This is a genomic window from Halonatronomonas betaini, assembly GCF_015666175.1.
In the GTDB taxonomy this organism is placed as follows: Bacteria; Bacillota; Halanaerobiia; order Halanaerobiales; family Halarsenatibacteraceae; genus Halonatronomonas; species Halonatronomonas betaini.
Genome location: NZ_JADPIE010000008.1, coordinates 1 through 18,054 on the forward strand (window position 1 = coordinate 1; position 18,054 = coordinate 18,054).

The window sequence follows — 18,054 nt, forward strand, 5'->3', positions numbered from 1 at the left end:
TAGCAATAGATTCAGCTGACCGGTACTAATAGATCGAGGTCTTCTCATCCTTCCCCATGCATCTTTGAAGGTGTGACCTATATTCCTATATCTTTTATTATCTCTGCATCCTGCAGAGATTTTTTGTTTTTAGGGGTATTTTAGTAAATTATTTTAATAACATGACAAAAAAAGAAGGAATTTATGAGTTTAGGTTTAATATTATATATAACACTTTAAATTAGTAAAAGCATAGAGGAGAAAGGAGATTATTACTAATGAAGAAGAAAATTTTAGGTTTTGTTGTGTTGGTTATGGCTTTTTCTTTATTATTTTCTAACAGTCTTGGTGTTATGGCTCAGGAACCACAGGAGGGTGGAGATTTAAGAATAGCTATTGGAGCCGATCCAGAATCGCTGGATCCATTATATGCTCAATCATCACCGGCTGCTATGGTTATGGTTCATATGATGGAAACTCTTTTTGAAATGACACCAGATGGGGATATTGTTCCACTCCTGGCTGAAGATTATGATGTTTCTGATGATGGTTTGGTTTATGATCTTTATTTGAGAGAAGGTGTGGAATTTCATGATGGGGAACCATTTAATGCTGAAGCAGTTAAATTTAATTTAGAGAGGCTTTTAGATCAGGGAGCTGTATATTCATTCTTAATTGATGCTATTACGGAAATAGAAGTTATAGATGAGTATACAATTAGAATTGCTACTGATGAGCCATTTGCTCCAATTCTTGCCCATCTTTCACATGACTTTATTTCAATGATTAGTCCTGCAGCAATTGATGCAGATGATCCTTCCCAGGATGCTGGCGAGAATATAGTAGGTACGGGTCCATTTAAAATGGATGGCTGGAATCGTGGAGAAGCTGTCTTAATGACAAGAAATGACGACTACTGGGGAGATAATGCCTATGTAGATACGTTTAGTGTTTTAATTGTTCCAGAAGAATCTACAAGGGTAGTTATGCTAGAGACTGGAGAGGCTCACGCTATTATGAATGTTCCGGCAAGAGATGTTTCTAGATTAGAAGAAAATCCTGATTTAACTGTAGAAAATGTTCCAAGTTTGAGAACATTATATGTTGGTTTAAATAATCATCGGGAGCCTTTTGATGATGTTAGAGTTAGAAAGGCTATGAATTATGCTGTTGATAGTGAAGCAATAGTTGAGCATATTATTGATGGTGCAGGTCGTCCATCAGATGCCCCTATTTCTCCTGATATATTTGGTTATTCAGGCCAGGAAATTTATCAGCATAACCCAGATAGAGCCCGTGAATTACTGGCTGAAGCCGGTTATGAAGATGGTTTAGAAGTTGAGTTTTACTATCCAGTTGGACGTTATCCAATGGATCAGACTATTTCCCAGGCAATACAGAGTCAGTTAGCTGATGTTGGAATAGATGCTAATATGACAACAATGGAATGGGCGACATATTTAGAAGTTGTTGGTGGTAATGAGCCTGAAGATGTTGAACATGATATGTATTTCCTTGGTTGGGGTACAGTGACTGGTGATGCTGATTATGGACTATACGCTCTATTCCATTCAGATGAGTGGGCTCCATATGGAAACAACTGGCATTTTGGAGATCATGAAGGTGTAGATGAATTATTGCATGAGGCCAGAATTACTCCTGACCCTGATATTAGACAGGATTTATATGCTGAAGCTATTGAATTAATCTGGGATGATGCACCATGGATCTTCTTACACAGTATTTCTCAGTTAAATGGTGTAAGAAATGAAGTTGCTGGATTAATTCACCATCCAAGAGAGCATATTGAAGCTAAAAGAGCTTACTTTATTAATGACTAAGATAATTGCAGGATAAATTAAATATTTATGCTAATAGATATAAAAATAAATTTAAAGATAATAATCAAGCCCTGCTTTTAAATCAGGCAGGGCTTGATATATATTGAAATTAGTTTTTCAGGAGGGATTGCTGTGTCGTCATATATTTTAAGAAGGATGGTATTATTAGTACCTGTTTTAATTGGAGTAGCTATAATTGTCTTTGGTATGGTCAGGTTGTTGCCTGGTGATCCTGCAGTGGCAATGGCAGGTGTTCATGCAACGCCAGAATATATTGCTCAGGTTAGAGCTAATTTAGGCCTGGATGAGCCCATACATGTTCAATTTGGAGTGTTTATACGTAGGTTGATACGAGGTGATTTAGGGATATCGACAAGAACCAATCGGCCGGCAGTAGTTGAGATATGGCCTAGATTTTTAAATACGCTTTCTTTAACTTTTATTTCCTTAATTATTGCTAGTTTTTTTGGAATACTGGTGGGGGTGATTTCGGCTACCCGGCCCTATTCTTTACTTGATAATGTAACGATGGTTTTCTCTCTGTTTGGGGTGGCAGCTCCTGTTTTCTGGCTAGGTTTAATTTTAATGTTGATATTTTCAGTAAGGCTTGGCTGGCTGCCTTCATCTGGTATGGGTACACCACAGCATTTTGTGTTGCCTGCAGTTACCCTGGCAGCTCATTCTACAGCTTTAATAGCTAGAATGACTAGATCTAGTATGTTAGAGGTTTTAAATATGGATTATATAGTTACTGCCAGGTCAAAGGGCTTAATGGAGAGAGTTGTAGTTGTCAAGCATGCTTTAAGGAATGCTTTAATTCCAATAGTTACGATATTGGGACTCCGTTTTGGTATGTTGCTTGGAGGAGCAGTTTTAACTGAAACAGTATTCTCCTGGCCTGGAGTAGGTAGGTTGATGGTTGATTCGATTTTAGCCCGAGATTATCCAGTTGTACAGGGATCAGTCTTATTGCTTGCATTATTATTTGTTTTAATAAATTTATTTGTTGACATATTATATGCGTTTCTGGATCCACAGATCCAGTATGGATAAGGAGGGGATAATTAATGCATTTTTTTAGAAGTAAAGCATTTAGACAGTTGAAAAAGAATAGACTGGCTATAGCAGGAATAATTTTTATACTTGCTTTATTTGTTATAGCTGCTTTAGCCCCATATATAGCCCCTTATAATCCATATCAGACTGATTTCTTTAGAACTTTAGAGGGTCCTTCCCGTCAACATCTTTTAGGTACAGATGATTTAGGCCGGGATGTTTTAAGCAGGATTATTCATGGAGCCAGGATTTCAATTACCATTGGTTTTATTTCTGTTGCTATTGGTCTGGCTGTAGGTGTTCCAATTGGAGCTATCTCAGGTTATTATGGTGGCAAAATAGATATTCTTGTTCAGCGGTTGGTTGATATTATGATGGCCTTTCCAGGTATGTTACTGGCTATTATAATTGTTTCTGTGATGGGAGTTGGTCTGGTAAATGCTATGATTGCAGTTGGAATAGTATCTATTCCAACTTATATCAGACTTGTTAGAGGCTCTGTCTTATCGATTAAAAATAACGAATTTGTTGAGGCAGCCAAAGCTTTAGGTGTTAGAGAAAGTAAAATTATTTTTAAACATGTATTGCCCCATTGTCTGGCACCAATAATTGTTCAGTCTTCACTGCAGGTCGGTGCAGCTATTTTATGGGCTGCCGGGCTTGGATTCTTAGGATTAGGTGCCCAGGCTCCGATTCCAGAATGGGGAGCGATGTTAAGTCAGGGCAGAGGCTATATCAGGACAGCTCATCATGTAACGACTTATCCTGGACTGGCTATAATGTTAACTGTTTTAGGGTTTAATTTATTTGGCGATGGTTTGCGGGATGCTCTTGATCCAAAAATGAGTAGAGATTAGAAAAGAGTGGAGAATTAGAAAAGAGTAAAGATAGGAATTAATTTGAAGATCAGAGCTGATAGACTGCAGATAATGTTGGAGTAGAAAATAAATTAGAGCAAATAACAAAAAAATGAAATAATCCCTTGACAGATAACGATTTATCATGTATTATAGTATTTGTGATTGAGAAATACTGTTTAAATAATTGAATAAAATTTTCGGTGACAATAGCGGAGGGGAAACACCTGTTCCCATTTCGAACACAGAAGTAAAGTCCTCCAGCGCCTATGGTACTGCAAGGGTGACCTTGTGGGAGAGTAGGTCGTCGCCGATTTTTATATTTACTATGCTCCCCGATAGCTCAGCTGGCAGAGCGAGTGGCTGTTAACCACTTTGTCGCAGGTTCGAGTCCTGCTCGGGGAGCCATTTTTATTTTATGAAGGATTTTATATTTTAATCTAGAAGTAATATAGGGAGAGTATAAAAAAATATGAGGAGATGATTGTTATTTTATTTAAGAAATTTTCAGTGATTGTTTTAATCGGATTTTTAGCAGTTACTCTGCTAACAGGTTCAGTTGTTTCTGCTCAGGAAATGGCTGAAGATGAGCTGGCGGCTATTGTTAATGGTGAAGAGATATCTATTTTAGAGATAGATGAGTTTATAGGAACCGAGCAGGTTGTTATGCAGATATTCCAGACCAATCAGGAATTTGGTCAGCTGCTTTTACAGACTGAAGCAGGTCATGATTTGATGAATGAATATCGGAAGATGAAGTTTGATGAATTTTTAACTTATTATCTATTAAATAGAGAAGTTGAAGAGAAAGGTCTGGAAATGACCGATGATGATAAGGATGAATTTTTTGATGATCATTTAGAGCTGGTTATGGCCCAGAATAATATGAATGAACAGGAATTATTACAGGTGTTGCAGCAGCAGGGAATTCAGTCTCTAGACGAATATAAAGAGATGTTTTTAGAGATGAATGAACAGGATATGTTGATCTTTACGCTGCAGGAGGAAACTGTTGGAACTATTGAAATAACAGAGGAAGAGATGCAGGAGTATTATGATAATAATCAGAGTCAATTTGAAGTTGAAGCTGGTTCACAGGTAAGACATATTTTACTTGATACTGAAGAAGAGGCTGGAGAGGTTTTAGAGAGATTAAATGCTGGAGAGGATTTTGCTGAGCTGGCTAGAGAAGTTTCAACCTGTCCATCTGCTGATCAGGGTGGAGAATTAGGAGTAGTTAATGAGGGTACTCAGTTTGATCAGACCTTTAAAGATGCAGCTCTAAGTCTTGATACTGGAGAGGTTTCAGAGATTGTGGCTACTGATTTTGGTTATCATATAATTAAAGTTGATGATATAGTTGAGGCCGGGCTTAGAGATTTCTCTGAAGTCAGAGATGAAATTGAGGCAATTTTGCTTGATAGAGAGAGGCAGGTTGTCTGGCAGGAGTATGTTGAAGAATTAATGGAAAATGCTGAGGTTGAAAATAAGCTTTAAATAATAATTAATATGCCCGTTAATTCGGGCATTTTTTTCTTGAAATTTTGTGAATTATAGTATAATATATTAATTGTGAAATTATTTAGCAGGAGATTTAGAATAGATAAAGAATATGTATTATTGAGCAATGGTTTTAAGGTTCAAATATATATAATTATTATTAAGGGGGAAAAATTATGATTATAGGTGTACCCAAGGAAATTAAGGACAATGAGAACAGGATTGCGATAACTCCAGCTGGAGTTAAGGCTTTTAAGGAAGATGGCCATGAAGTTTTAGTTCAGACTAATGGTGGTGTTGGTAGCGGTATTGATGATAATCAGTATATGGCAGCCGGTGCTGAAATGGTAGATACTCCTGCTGAGATTTTTGAGCGGGCTGATATGGTTATGAAAGTAAAAGAGCCTTTAGAAGAAGAATATAAATATTTTAAAGAAGATTTAATCCTCTTTACTTATCTCCATCTGGCAGCTGAGGAAGAGCTAACCCATGAGCTAATGAAAAAGAATGTTGTCTCTATTGCCTATGAAACTGTTGAAGATAAAGCTGGAAGTCTTCCGCTCTTAACTCCAATGAGTGAGGTTGCCGGCCGAATTTCAACTCAGGCAGGTGCCCGTTTCCTTGAAAAACCTCAGGGAGGCCAGGGTGTTCTCTTAGGTGGTATCCCAGGTGTTACCCCTGCTAAAGTTGTTGTTATCGGTGGCGGTATCGTTGGTTTAAATGCTACTAAGATGGCTGTCGGTCTCGGCGCAGATGTTACTATTTTAGAAAAGAGTCCAGCCCAGATGCGTTATATTGATGATATCTATCAGGGCAGGGTTAAGACTTTAATGTCCAATGAATATAATATCAGGGAAGAGGTCTTAAAAGCTGATTTAGTTATCGGTGCTGTTTTAATTCCTGGTGCTAAAGCTCCTCATCTTGTAACTGAAGATATGATAAAAGAGATGAAAGATGGTGCTGTTATTGCTGATGTTGCAATTGACCAGGGTGGATGTATTGAGACATCCCATGCAACAACTCATAGCGACCCAGTATTTGAGAAGCATGGCGTTGTTCATTACTGTGTTGCCAATATGCCTGGTGCTGTTGCTAGAACTTCTACTTTCGGTTTAACCAATGTAACTCTGCCTTATGCCAGAAGGATTGCCAATAAAGGTTACAAAGAGGCATTTAAAGAAGATAGAGGCTTTGCTTTAGGTCTTAATGTTTATGAAGGCGAAGTCACTTATAAGGCTGTTGCTGATGCCTTTGATCTTGATTATACACCGATTGATGATGTGCTTGCTAGCTTTTAATTAAGCAGATTATTATTGACTTTTAGAGGGGATTAATTTCCCCTCTTTTTTATATTTTTTAGTTATTTGCACTACCCTGCTATATATAAATTATTCTTATTGTGATATACTAAGATAAGTTTATAATGGACTGATTAAATTTAGGTTATTTTTAAATTATAGAAGATAGGATAGATAGAGTATGAATATTATAGATTTATTGGAGCAGTCCCAGAGGAATCCCGGAGAAGTCCCGCAGCATTCCCGGAGCACTGCCGGAGCAAATCTGGAGGAATCCTGGAGCAGGACTGGTGTATTTATGGTTATGAATGATGGTTTTAGTTTACTTATATTGATTTGGCATGCTTTTAGTCTTATTATTAAAGTAAGTTGCTACCGTAGTTATACCGAATTTATACCGTAACTAAACCGAATCTATAGCGAGACATTACCGAAGCAAGACCGAAGAATGAGCGTATTTATCCTGGATTTGATTTAATTTAAAACTCTATAATATAATAGTTATTGACTATCTCGACTGGTTATCTGCCGGTGGGGATTTTTTATTTTGCAAACTGGTATCTTGATGCAGGATTTGTTTAGGTGTATACTTAGAATGGAGAATTAAGATAAGATTAAAAATATTTAAGATAATTAAGCTATTTTAAGATAGTTATGAGGAGATGATAACTTTGAAAGAACGGATAAGTCAGATAGCTGATAGGATTGAGGATGATCTGATAAACTGGCGGCGGGAGATTCATATGAACCCTGAGCTAGGTTTTGAGGAGAAGGAGACTGCTGAGTTAATTAGTAAGGTTTTGACTGATTTAGGGATAACCCATCAGACCGGTATTGCCGGGACCGGGGTTGTTGGTCTGATCGGTGAATCTGGACCGGTGATTGGAATTCGGGCTGATATGGATGCCCTGCCGATTCAGGAGACCGGGGATAAGGAATATATCTCAAAGAATGCTGGCAAGATGCATGCCTGCGGCCATGATGGCCATGTGGCAACTCTGCTGGGAGTGGCTAAGGCTGCAGTTGAATTAGGTGATGAGCTGGAGGGCAGGATTAAGCTGATCTTCCAGCCAGCTGAGGAGGGTCCAGGAGGGGCCAAACCGATGATTGAGGCTGGGGTCTTAACTGAGCCTGAGGTCGATTATATGCTGGCCTTACATCTATGGAATGACAATGAGGTTGGTTATGTTGGAACCAGGAACGGTGAGTTTTTTGCCTCATCTGATGAATTTGATCTCGATATTCTGACTGAAAGTTCTCATGGTGCCAGTCCCCATGAAGGCAATGATGCGATAGTTGTTGCCAGTGAGATGGTCCAGGCCTTACAGTCTGTTGTCAGCAGGAATGTTGATCCCACTGATTCGGCTGTGATTACTATCGGTAAGATAGAGGGTGGCTACAGGAGGAATGTGATTGCTGATAGGGTCAGGCTTGAGGCGACGATCCGGGCTCTAAATTCTGAAGTCAGGGGGCTTTTAGAAAAGCGGATTAAGGAGATTATTGATGGGACTGCCAGGACCTATGGTGCTGATTATGACCTGGAATACAGGGAATTATATCCGCCATTAATTAATGATGAAGATGTTGTTGCAAAGGTTAAGGAATCTGCTGAGGAGATGCTTGGAGTTGATAAATTTGTTGAGATAGATAGGCCGACTTTAGGTGCTGAAGATTTTTCTTATTTCCTTGAGAAAAAGCCTGGGGCGATGTTTTTAGTTGGAGGCCAAAATTATGATAAAGGAATAGATGCTCCCCATCATCATCCTGATTATGACTTTGATGAGGCGGCTTTAAAGATTGGCTTAAAAGTTATGTTAAATACAGCTGTAAAATTAATTGCAAAATTAAATTGATAGACGGTTGCAAAAATTTAAAATAAGGCTTATAATATTAGTGACTACCTAAGTAGTTAGTAATAAAAAGGAGTGATAATAAATGGAAAATATTAAAGTTGGTTTATGGGGTTTAGGTTCTATGGGAGGCGGCATGGGCCGTATTCTTGCTAAAAAAGATGGAGTTGAGCTGGCTGCTGGAATTGATCTTGATCCCAATAAGATTGGGAAAGATCTTGGCGATGTTTTAGGTATTGAGAAATTAGGCGTTAAGGTTAGTGATGATGCTGAGGATATTCTTGATGATTCACTGGATTTAGTTATTTTAGCTACCAGTTCATTCTTAAAGGATGTTGCTCCTCAGATAAAGCTGCTTTTAAATAAAGGTATTAATGTTATTTCAATTGCTGAAGAGATGGCCTTTCCTGAGGCCCAGGATCCTGATTTAGCCGATGAGTTAGATGAGCTTGCCAGGGAAAATGGTGTTTCTCTTTTAGGTACTGGAATTAACCCAGGTTTTGTGCTTGATCTGATGATTATTGCTCTTTCCGGTGTCTGTTCTGAAGTTGAAAGGATTGAGGCTTCAAGGATTAATGATCTTTCACCCTTTGGTCCGACTGTTATGAAGACCCAGGGTGTTGGCACAACTGTTGAAGAATTTGAAGAGGGCCTTAAATCTGGTAAGATTGTTGGCCATATTGGCTTTAAAGAGTCTATCTATATGATCGCTAAACGTTTAGGGATTAAGCTTGATGAGGTTAAGGAGACCAGAGAGCCGATTGTTTCCAATACTTATCGTGAGACCGAGCATGTTAAAGTTGAAGAGGGTATGGTTGCCGGTTGCAAGCATATTGCCAAGGGTTATTCAGATGGCAAGGAAGTTATTGTCTTAAATCATCCTCAGCAGATCCATCCTGAAAAAGAGGGCGTTGAGACTGGAGATTATATTAAGATTATCGGGGACCCAGGTGTAGATATGGCTATTACTCCTGAAATTGCCGGTGGAACTGGAACTATGGCTGTTGCAGTCAATATGATTCCCCATCTGATTAATGCTGAGCCAGGGCTGCATACAATGGCTGACTTACCTGTTCCTGGAGCTATTCTTGCAAATATGGGTAATTTACTTAAATAAATCTCATTAGGGAGGTTTTATAAATGGCAGAAGTTAAGGCTGGAAGCTGGGTTGAAATCTACTCTGTGATTCTTGAGCCAGGCCAGCGGGCCCCTCAGGTTCCAGAAGATACTGCAAAGGTTCCCTTAGAGCTGAAAGTTAAGGGGTTTTTAGTTGACGATGCTGATATAGGCGATGAGGTTGAGATTGAGTCGATTATTGGCCGGAAATATACTGGCAAGTTGATAGATGCTGATCCATCCTATGATCATTCATATGGCAGGCCGATTCCAGAATTATTAAAGGTCGGCCGGGAATTAAAAGAGATTATTAATGATGAAGGGGGGAATGGCTAATGAATGCTGGAGATTACAATGAAGTAATGGCTAGAAAGAATGAGATAATGAAAGATGCTGTCGGGCTTGATTATGATCAGTTTCGGATTAATGATTTAGTCTTTGATTATGAAGGAATGATGGCAAAGGCCGGTTACGGGCTGGATGAGATTATTGATATTCAAAGCGATACTGGAGTTGGCCAGACCCCTCTGATTGAGTTAAAAAATATTACTAAAGTTGTTAGAAAATTATCACCTGCCGGAAAGGGTGCCAGGATCTTTTTAAAGGATGAGGCAGCCAATCCATCTGGCAGTTATAAGGCCAGGAGGGCCTCTGTCTCTGTCTATCATGCTGAAAAGCATGGTTACCCAGGGGTTGTGGCAGCAACAAGTGGCAATTATGGGGCGGCTGTGGCCTCCCAGGCTGTTATGAGAAATTTAGAAAGTATTATTGTCCAGGAGGTCTTTGATAGCGAGGATAAGGGCCAGCCTGAGATTTTAGAAAAGGGCAGAAAATGCGAGGCCTATGGTTCTGAGGTTCTGCAGTTATCTGTCGGTCCTGAGCTCTTTTATATGTTCTTAAAGGTTCTTGAAGAGACAGGTTATTTTAATGCTTCACTCTATACTCCCTTTGGGATTGCCGGGGTTGAGACCTTGGGCTATGAGATTATCAATCAGTTAAGGGATAGGGAAGATCTTGAACCTGATGCGATTATCTGCACCAATGCCGGTGGCGGTAATTTAACTGGTACTGCCCGAGGTGTTATTAAAGCCGGTGCTAAAGAGACTGAGATAATCGGAGCCAGTGTTGATCTATCTGGACTCCATATGGCCAGCGATAAAGATTTCAACAGGAAATCATTTACAACCGGCCATACCGGGTTTGGAATTCCCTTTGCTACCTGGCCAGATCGGGCCGATGTGCCATTAAATGCTGCCAGGGCGTTAAGATATATGGATAGATATGTGACTGTTAATCAGGGCGAGGTCTTTTATATGACTGAAGCGCTGGCTGCAATTGAAGGCATGGAACGGGGACCTGCCGGCAATACTTCACTGGCAGCTGCCTTTGCTATTGCCCGGGAAATGGATGAAGACCAGGTTGTTGTTGTTCAGGAGACGGAATATACCGGCGCTGGCAAGCATCCGATTCCTCAACTTAACTTTGCCAGGGAGAATGGTGTTGAGGTTAAACGGGGTAATCCTGATCATGAGGTGCCTGGCCAGTCGATTATTATTCCTGAAGAGCCTGGCATGATTAAGGCCAGAGATCTTGATCTTAAAAAGATCAGGAGTTCTTATCTAAAGAAAGCTATTAATAAGAGTGGAATCAAAGAACTTGGAGCTAAAGAGCTTGAGTTTCTTGCCGCTGAGGTTAATTTAGATAGAGCCAGGGTTGAGGCGATAATTTCTGAGATAGATGAAGTTGAGGTTGATCTGATTTAGATAGTTTGTAGATGATGTCAATTAGCTAGATTGAAATTGACGTCCTTTGATAGGAGGAATTAGTCTGATGGAATTGGAACTTTTAGTTGCAGAGATCGGCAGTACGACGACGATGGTCAATGCATTTAATGATATAAAATCAGGGCAACCAGTCCATTTAGGCCAGGGTATGGCCCCGACTTCTGTGGAAGAAGGGGATGTAATGATCGGTCTTGAGGCTGCTATTGCTGACTTAAAGACCGGTCTCGGTGTTGATGATTTAAGCTGGAATGAATTTATGGCTACCAGCAGTGCTGCCGGTGGCTTAAAGATGACAGTCCATGGCCTGGTTAAGGAGATGACTGTTCGGGCAGCTGAGGAAGCTGCTCTCGGTGCCGGGGCAGTTATTAAACAGGTTACTGCTGGAAAATTGCGGGATAGACAGCTGGAGAAGATTAAGGAGATCCAGCCTAATATTATCCTGCTGGCCGGCGGTGTTGATTATGGCGAAGAAGAGACTATTTTATATAATGCTGAAAAGCTTGCTGGCTTAGGCATTAAGGTGCCGGTGATCTATGCCGGTAATAGTGTCTTACAGGATGAGGTTAGAGATATTTTTGCTGAAAAAGGAATTGAGACAATCATTGTTGATAATGTCTATCCTGATATTGACCGCTTAAATATTGAACCGACCAGGCGAGAGATCCATGAGGTCTTTGCCAGACATATTGTTAAAGCCCCTGGGATGTCCAGGATTACGGAAATGTTGACTGCTGAGATGCTGCCGACTCCAGGTGCTGTCATGCAGTCTGCCCGGTTACTCAAAGAAAAGATCGGGAATCTGGTTGTCTTTGATATCGGGGGAGCAACAACTGATGTCCATTCAGTTACTGAGGAATCTGGCAAGGTCAGGGATATTCTGGTTAGTCCTGAACCTGAGGCCAAAAGGACTGTTGAGGGTGATTTAGGTGTTTATCTTAATGCACCCCATGTCTATAGTTTATTAAAGGATCAGTTCGAGATTCCAGCCAGGGAGGACCTGGCTCCGATCCCTAGAAATGAAGATGAAGAGAAATATGTCGAGCATCTGGCAGCCAGAGCTGCTAAGACTGCTCTTGAGCGTCATGCCGGGAGCTATCGGGATTATTATGGTTCTGGAGGCCGGCAGACTGTGGCCGAGGGCAAGGATTTAACTGCTGTCCGCTGGTTGATTGGAACTGGCGGTGCTCTGACCAGGCTGGATGGCGGCAAAGATATCTTGAAATCATTACGAACCAATCGGTCCAGACAGCTGCTGCCCCCTGAAGAGGCTAAACCTTTAATTGATAAGAAATATATTATGGCTTCCTTAGGTGTTATGAGCAAGAAATATCCTGAAGCTGCGGTTAAGCTGATGTTAGATAGTCTGGAGATAGAGGCAGAGGATCTGGAAAACAAAGATGAAGATCAAGATTTAGAAAATTAAGCTTTAGAGAATAAAAATACTGAACAGGAGTGATATAATGTCACCGGAAAGAAAAGATGATTTTCAAAAGAGACGGGAGCATCTTGCTGATCTTTCTGATCAGGAATTAAAGGAGAGATTCTGGGACTTAGCCGATCAGATTGTTGATCCTTTAGCTGATCTTGCTAAGACCCATACTTCTCCGTCAATCGAGAGATCTGTTTTAATTAGAATGGGTTTTAATAGTCTTGATGCCAAGGCTATCGTTAAAAAAATTCATGAGGCTGACCTTTTAGGTAAGGGAGCCGGCCATGTGCTCTTGAAACTATCAGAAAAAGAAGGTATGGAGATTAAAGATGCTGGTATGGCAATAAAGGATGGAAAATACAGCGATAAAGAGCTGGCCGATTTATTTAGTGGAGGTGTTGCTTAATGGAGTTAAGACCTGATGAAAAAATTGATATAGAGGCGTTATTAGAAGATATTGAGTCCTATAGGCCTAAAAGAAAGGGCTGGACCTGGAGAAAACCTGTAGATCAATTGAATTTAGAGGACTTTACGTATTATAATATGAGTGAAGGCTTAGAAAATAGTATACCCCTACCTGCAGCCAGGAGTTTTAAGGGTATCGACCCCCAGCCTGAGCCAGTAATTACAACTGAGATTGCCTCAGGCAGGTTTGAAGATGATATTCGGAGAATGCGGATGGCTGCCTGGCATGGTGCTGATCATCTGATGGTTATTAGAACTGCCGGTCAGAGCCATTTTGATGGATTGATTGAAGGTACTCCAGAGGGTGTCGGTGGAATTCCGATCACCAGAAAACAGCTTAGAGTGACCAGAAGAGCTTTAGATTTAATTGAGGAAGAGGTTGGCCGTCCATTGAATTTCCACTCTTATGTTAGTGGTGTGGCCGGGCCAGAGATTGCTGTTTTATTTGCTGAAGAGGGGGTCAATGGTGCCCACCAGGATCCTCAGTACAATGTTTTATATAGAAATGTTAATATGTTCCGCTCCTTTGTTGATGCTGCGGTAGCTAAGAAGGTTATGGCTTCTGTCGATATGTTACAGATTGATGGTGCCCATAATGCCAATGCTACTGCCAGAAAAGCCTGGAATGTTATGCCTGAACTCTTTGTTCAGCATGCGATTAATTCTCAGTTTTCCATGAAGGCCGGGATGCCAAAGGAGTTAATTGCGCTTTCAACTGTGCCACCGGCGGCAGCTCCGGCACCTGATTTAAGGCTTAATATGCCATATGCTGTTGCTCTTAGAGAATTATTTGATGGCTTTAAATTTAGAGCCCAGCAGAATACCAAGTATATGGAGTCATCAATTAGAGAGGCAACTGTAACCCATACCCTGAATCTTTTAATATCTGCTTTGACATCTGCTGATATTCAGAGTACAATTACTCCTGATGAGGGTAGAAATGTGCCATGGCATTATAATAATATTATGGCTGTTGATACTGCCAAGCAGACATTTGCTGCTCTTGACGGGATTAAGAAGATTCTTAACTTAGAAGAAAAAGAGGAGAGTCGCTTAAGAGAGGATGCCAGAGAGCTAAAAGAGAGAGCAGTTCTCTTTATGGAAGAGATCTTAGAAGTTGGCGGCTATTTTGAAGCTGTCTCCCAGGGTTTCTTTGTTGATTCTGGCCGTTATCCTGGACGGAATGATGACGGTATAGCCAGAGATAAAGATGGCGGAGTCTCTGCTGATAGTATTATTCCTAGAGATGACGATTATATGGCCCCTGTCTGTAACCATTATGGTTATAATAATCTACCTGATGGCGTTGATAAGGGCTGTGACTTAATTGATGGCTGTTCTTTAGAGCATCCTGAGATGATTGATTTTATAGATGAGCTTGACCCTGAAGATAATGTAAATAACAGGCTGGAAGAGACCCGTGAATTTAGAAAAGGCAGCAAGCTAAAGCCTGAGGTTGAATGGGCTGCAGATGGCTGGGTTAATATTACAATGTTCCTCCCGGCTGAAGAGACTGTGGCTGAAGTGGCTGCTTTAGAGATTGCCAAGAAGATGGGTCTTGAGAATGCTGAGGTTATACATCGTGAGGTTATGCATCCAGCAGAGGGTACTTTAATTGAAGTTAAAGGTAAGGTTGATTTTGCTGTAGATGTTGATAATCTTGAGATTCCTGAAAAGGAAGAGTTATTGCCTGATGATGAGATTGAGAAATATGTTAAAGAGAATCAGTTAAAGATTGTTGCGGCTACTGTTGGTGAAGATGAGCATTCTGTCGGCTTAAGAGAGATTATTGATATTAAGCATGGTGGAATTGAGAAATATGGTTTTAAGGTGACTTATCTTGGAACTTCAGTGCCGATTAATAAGGTTGTTGATGCTGCAGTTGAGACTAATGCAGATGTGATTATGATCAGTACAATTATTACCCATAATGATGTCCACCGTCAGAATATGCAGAAGCTCCATGATCTCTGTATTGAGAGAGGCTTGAGAGATGATGTAATCCTGATCGGTGGCGGTACTCAGGTAACTGACGATATTGCCTGTGAATCAGGGATGGATGCCGGTTTTGGCCGGGGAACCCATGGCGATGATGTTGCTAGCTTTATTGTTAAAAAGCTTAAAGGCGAGATCGAGGATGCCTGTGAGAATATAGAGGAATAATTGATTTGACAGGAAGGTGGGAATGGATATGCAGGAGATAACCAGGCCAGTCAGGGCTGAGATTGATCTGGCCAATATCAGGTATCAGATCAAATCTATCAGGAGACATGTCGGGGAAGATAGCGAGATTATGGCTGTGGTTAAGGCAGATGGCTATGGCCATGGCTCAGTTGAGGTTGCCAGGGCGGCAATCTCAGCTGGAGCTACCAGGCTTGCTGTTGCTATTCCTGAGGAAGGTATGGAATTGAGGGCAGCAGGAATTAAGGTTCCGATTCAGGTCTTTGGCGAGACAATGCCTGAACAGGTTAGACTGCTGGTTGAATATGATCTGATTCCGACAATCTGCCGGTCTGATTCCAGAAAGGCGATTGCCAGGATTGCAGATAAGCATAATAAAAAGATACCTGTTGTTATTAAAGTTGATACTGGCATGGGAAGGCTTGGCTTAAAGCCAGCTGAGGTTTCTGCTTTTTATCAGAAAACAGTCAGGGATAATAATCTTGAAGTTGATAGCATTATGACTCATTTTTCTAAGGCTGATGAGGAAGATAAGGAGTATACCGAGTATCAGTGGCAGCAGTATCAAAAGGCAGTTGAAAATATTAGAGATTTAGGTGTTAAGGAAGAAGATCTGCCTGAATTACAGGTGGCCAACAGTGCTACAATTCTTGATCTGCCTGAGTTTGCCCTGGATATTGTCCGACCTGGAATTATGATGTATGGCCTGCCCCCATCCCATGAGGTTGGCAGTCCATTCCCATTAAAACCTGTTTTAAGCTGGAAGACCAGGATTGTTTATTTAAAGAAGGTGCCTGCCGGGACTGCAATCAGTTATGGCGGTACTTATAAGACAGAGCATGAGGAGTATATTGCAACGCTTCCATTAGGCTATGCAGATGGCTATCCCAGGATTTTATCCAACAAGGCTGAAGTGCTGGTTAATGGCCAGAGAGCTCCGATCAGGGGCAGGGTCTGTATGGATATGATAATGGTTGATGTTACAGGTATTCCAAATGTTGAAGTAGGTTCAGAGGTTGTTTTGATTGGTGAACAGGGAGATGAAGAGATTACAGCCACAGAACTGGCTGATTTGGCCGGGACGATCAATTATGAGATTACCTGTGGTATTAGTTCAAGAGTTCCAAGGGTTTATTTGAATCAATAATTATTTAAGGAAGGTGAAGATCATTAAGTTTCCAGATTTAAGAATAGGAGATTTGAATCCTGAGTTCCCAATTATTCAGGGTGGTATGGCAATTGAGGTATCGATGGCAGAGCTGGCAGCAGCTGTTGCTGAAGAAGGTGGAATTGGTCTGATTGCTGGAACTGCGATTTCTCCTGAGAAATTAAAGGAAGAGATCAAGAAAGCCAGAGCTATGACAGATGGCATTATTGGAGTTAATATAATGTTTGCTGCTTCAGAGTTTCTGGATCTATTAAAGACTTCGATTGAGAATGGAATTGATGTGATTGTTTCAGGAGCTGGTTTTTCCAGGGATATGTTTACCCTGGGTAAAGAGGCTGGTATTCCAGTTGTGCCGATTGTATCATCGCTAAAACTTGCAAGAATTTCTGAGAAATTAGGAGCCTCTGCAATTGTTGTTGAAGGAGGAGATGCCGGCGGGCATTTAGGAACAGCTGAAAAGAGTGCAACTTTGCTTGAAAAAATTAAAGGCAAGGTTTCTATTCCTATTATTACAGCCGGTGATATTGTTACCCCTGCTGATGTTAAAGATGCCTTTAAAAGAGGTGCTGATGGAGTTCAGATGGGGACCAGATTTCTGGCTTCTAAGGAGTCAAGTGTTGATGAGTATTTTAAGCAATTATGTGTTGAATGTAATTTTAAAGATTTGAAAAAGATTATTAGTTCAGTTGGTCTGCCTGCAATGGCTATTGATAATGAACTGGTTGAGCAGATCCTAAATGGTGAAGCACCAGCACCTGAAAACTGTATAGACTGTCTTAAAAAATGCAGTAAAGAATTCTGTGTCAGGGAATTATTAATCAAAGGAAAAGAGGGCAATAAAGATGAAGGCCTCTTCTTTTCAGGTGCCGGAATTGGTAAAATCAAAGAGATACTTTCTGTAAAAGAGATCTTTGCAAGGATTAAGGCTGAAATGGCTGATTAAATTAATGCTCTGGATTGAGTTTTAATTGATCAAAGATTCTGCCTTCAAATTCTGAAGCCAGGATATCCATATAGATTTCATCATATTTTTGACCTGCTATTTCTCTTGCCTCACGGCGATTTCCGATTACTTTAAAACCTAATTTTTCATAGCAGCTAATAGCTCTTTTGTTAAAGCTATAGACGCTAAGCGAAATATTATGGAGATTTAGGATATTGAAACCATAATCTAAGAGCAGGTTGATGGCTTCTGAACCATAGCCTTTATTCCAAAAATTCCTGTTTCCAATAAAGATACCAATCTCGCCGGTCTTGTGAATTTTATCTAAATCAAATATGCCACAATTTCCAAGGAGTTCGTCTGATTTTTCTGAAACTATTGCAAAATGATGGCCTTCCTCTATAAGTTTTTCTAACATCTCTTTCTCTTTTTCCTGATTGAAGACTGCTGCTGCATTTCCAAGGTTTATAGCGATCTCAAGATCATTTATCCATTCAGTATACTTGTCAATATCCTCTAAGTTAATAGGTGAAAGATAGAGCCTTTCTCCAACCAGCTTGCGATAATACTTCATTTTGATTTCCCCC

At 40.5% G+C, this 18,054-nt stretch carries 15 protein-coding genes, 1 tRNA gene and 1 rRNA gene; 16 read left to right on the forward strand and 1 reads right to left on the reverse strand.

The window, feature by feature from the left end; all coding sequences use genetic code 11:
* The first annotated feature begins 257 nt into the window (after window positions 1–257).
* The 16 genes from I0Q91_RS12425 to I0Q91_RS12500 all read left to right on the forward strand — a co-directional run bounded on the left by I0Q91_RS12425 (window position 258) and on the right by I0Q91_RS12500 (window position 17,467).
* Window positions 258–1,820, forward strand: a complete 1,563-nt coding sequence (locus I0Q91_RS12425) for a glutathione ABC transporter substrate-binding protein (protein ID WP_270454922.1) — start codon at window positions 258–260, stop codon at window positions 1,818–1,820.
* Between the two features lie 132 nt (window positions 1,821–1,952).
* Window positions 1,953–2,873, forward strand: coding sequence for an ABC transporter permease (locus I0Q91_RS12430; protein WP_270454924.1), 921 nt, complete (start codon window positions 1,953–1,955; stop codon window positions 2,871–2,873).
* Window positions 2,874–2,887: 14 nt separating this feature from the next.
* On the forward strand, window positions 2,888–3,733 hold the full coding sequence (locus I0Q91_RS12435) for an ABC transporter permease (RefSeq protein WP_270454928.1): 846 nt from the start codon (window positions 2,888–2,890) through the stop codon (window positions 3,731–3,733).
* 199 nt (window positions 3,734–3,932) lie between these two features.
* A 5S ribosomal RNA gene (gene rrf / locus I0Q91_RS12440) occupies window positions 3,933–4,049 on the forward strand.
* 16 nt (window positions 4,050–4,065) lie between these two features.
* A tRNA-Asn gene (locus I0Q91_RS12445) sits at window positions 4,066–4,141 on the forward strand.
* Window positions 4,142–4,213: 72 nt separating this feature from the next.
* Window positions 4,214–5,230 (forward strand): peptidyl-prolyl cis-trans isomerase, encoded by a 1,017-nt coding sequence (locus tag I0Q91_RS12450; RefSeq protein ID WP_270454930.1) that lies wholly within the window; start codon window positions 4,214–4,216, stop codon window positions 5,228–5,230.
* Between the two features lie 179 nt (window positions 5,231–5,409).
* On the forward strand, window positions 5,410–6,531 hold the full coding sequence (gene ald / locus I0Q91_RS12455; RefSeq protein ID WP_270454932.1) for an alanine dehydrogenase: 1,122 nt from the start codon (window positions 5,410–5,412) through the stop codon (window positions 6,529–6,531).
* A gap of 671 nt (window positions 6,532–7,202) precedes the next feature.
* Window positions 7,203–8,384 (forward strand): M20 metallopeptidase family protein, encoded by a 1,182-nt coding sequence (locus I0Q91_RS12460; protein WP_270454934.1) that lies wholly within the window; start codon window positions 7,203–7,205, stop codon window positions 8,382–8,384.
* An 82-nt stretch (window positions 8,385–8,466) separates the two neighbouring features.
* On the forward strand, window positions 8,467–9,498 hold the full coding sequence (gene ord, locus I0Q91_RS12465) for a 2,4-diaminopentanoate dehydrogenase (protein WP_270454936.1): 1,032 nt from the start codon (window positions 8,467–8,469) through the stop codon (window positions 9,496–9,498).
* Window positions 9,499–9,521: 23 nt separating this feature from the next.
* On the forward strand, window positions 9,522–9,833 hold the full coding sequence (ortA, locus tag I0Q91_RS12470; RefSeq protein WP_270454938.1) for a 2-amino-4-oxopentanoate thiolase subunit OrtA: 312 nt from the start codon (window positions 9,522–9,524) through the stop codon (window positions 9,831–9,833).
* Window positions 9,833–11,260 (forward strand): 2-amino-4-oxopentanoate thiolase subunit OrtB, encoded by a 1,428-nt coding sequence (gene ortB / locus I0Q91_RS12475; RefSeq protein ID WP_270454940.1) that lies wholly within the window; start codon window positions 9,833–9,835, stop codon window positions 11,258–11,260. The genes ortA and ortB overlap by 1 nt, the downstream gene beginning before the upstream one ends.
* Before the next feature lie 67 nt (window positions 11,261–11,327).
* The gene (locus tag I0Q91_RS12480) at window positions 11,328–12,704 is read left to right on the forward strand and encodes a GlmL-related ornithine degradation protein (RefSeq protein WP_270454942.1); all 1,377 of its coding nucleotides are present in this window, start codon (window positions 11,328–11,330) and stop codon (window positions 12,702–12,704) included.
* A gap of 37 nt (window positions 12,705–12,741) precedes the next feature.
* A complete protein-coding gene (locus I0Q91_RS12485; protein WP_270454944.1) occupies window positions 12,742–13,116 on the forward strand; it encodes an ornithine aminomutase subunit alpha in 375 nt (124 codons plus the stop codon).
* Window positions 13,116–15,338, forward strand: a complete 2,223-nt coding sequence (gene oraE / locus I0Q91_RS12490; protein ID WP_270454946.1) for a D-ornithine 4,5-aminomutase subunit OraE — start codon at window positions 13,116–13,118, stop codon at window positions 15,336–15,338. The genes I0Q91_RS12485 and oraE overlap by 1 nt, the downstream gene beginning before the upstream one ends.
* 28 nt (window positions 15,339–15,366) lie before the next feature.
* Window positions 15,367–16,503, forward strand: a complete 1,137-nt coding sequence (gene alr, locus I0Q91_RS12495; RefSeq protein WP_270454948.1) for an alanine racemase — start codon at window positions 15,367–15,369, stop codon at window positions 16,501–16,503.
* 22 nt (window positions 16,504–16,525) lie between these two features.
* Window positions 16,526–17,467: an NAD(P)H-dependent flavin oxidoreductase gene (locus I0Q91_RS12500; protein WP_345790993.1), complete on the forward strand. Its 942-nt coding sequence runs from the start codon at window positions 16,526–16,528 to the stop codon at window positions 17,465–17,467.
* 1 nt (window position 17,468) lies between these two features.
* Here the strand turns inward: I0Q91_RS12500 and I0Q91_RS12505 are convergent, their stop codons facing one another.
* Window positions 17,469–18,041, reverse strand: coding sequence for a GNAT family N-acetyltransferase (locus tag I0Q91_RS12505; RefSeq protein ID WP_270454951.1), 573 nt, complete (start codon window positions 18,039–18,041; stop codon window positions 17,469–17,471).
* Window positions 18,042–18,054: the final 13 nt, after the last annotated feature.

Excerpts from the sequence above, each read along its gene's own strand:
- I0Q91_RS12425 (WP_270454922.1), top strand. The coding sequence starts at position 258 with ATGAAGAAGAAAATTTTAGGTTTTGTTGTGTTGGTTATGGCTTTTTCT.
- I0Q91_RS12435 (WP_270454928.1), top strand. The coding sequence starts at position 2,888 with ATGCATTTTTTTAGAAGTAAAGCATTTAGACAGTTGAAAAAGAATAGA.
- I0Q91_RS12450 (WP_270454930.1), top strand. The coding sequence starts at position 4,214 with ATGATTGTTATTTTATTTAAGAAATTTTCAGTGATTGTTTTAATCGGA.
- ald (WP_270454932.1), top strand. The coding sequence starts at position 5,410 with ATGATTATAGGTGTACCCAAGGAAATTAAGGACAATGAGAACAGGATT.
- ord (WP_270454936.1), top strand. The coding sequence starts at position 8,467 with ATGGAAAATATTAAAGTTGGTTTATGGGGTTTAGGTTCTATGGGAGGC.
- ortA (WP_270454938.1), top strand. The coding sequence starts at position 9,522 with ATGGCAGAAGTTAAGGCTGGAAGCTGGGTTGAAATCTACTCTGTGATT.
- ortB (WP_270454940.1), top strand. The coding sequence starts at position 9,833 with ATGAATGCTGGAGATTACAATGAAGTAATGGCTAGAAAGAATGAGATA.
- I0Q91_RS12480 (WP_270454942.1), top strand. The coding sequence starts at position 11,328 with ATGGAATTGGAACTTTTAGTTGCAGAGATCGGCAGTACGACGACGATG.
- I0Q91_RS12485 (WP_270454944.1), top strand. The coding sequence starts at position 12,742 with ATGTCACCGGAAAGAAAAGATGATTTTCAAAAGAGACGGGAGCATCTT.
- oraE (WP_270454946.1), top strand. The coding sequence starts at position 13,116 with ATGGAGTTAAGACCTGATGAAAAAATTGATATAGAGGCGTTATTAGAA.
- alr (WP_270454948.1), top strand. The coding sequence starts at position 15,367 with ATGCAGGAGATAACCAGGCCAGTCAGGGCTGAGATTGATCTGGCCAAT.
- I0Q91_RS12505 (WP_270454951.1), bottom strand. The coding sequence starts at position 18,041 with ATGAAGTATTATCGCAAGCTGGTTGGAGAAAGGCTCTATCTTTCACCT.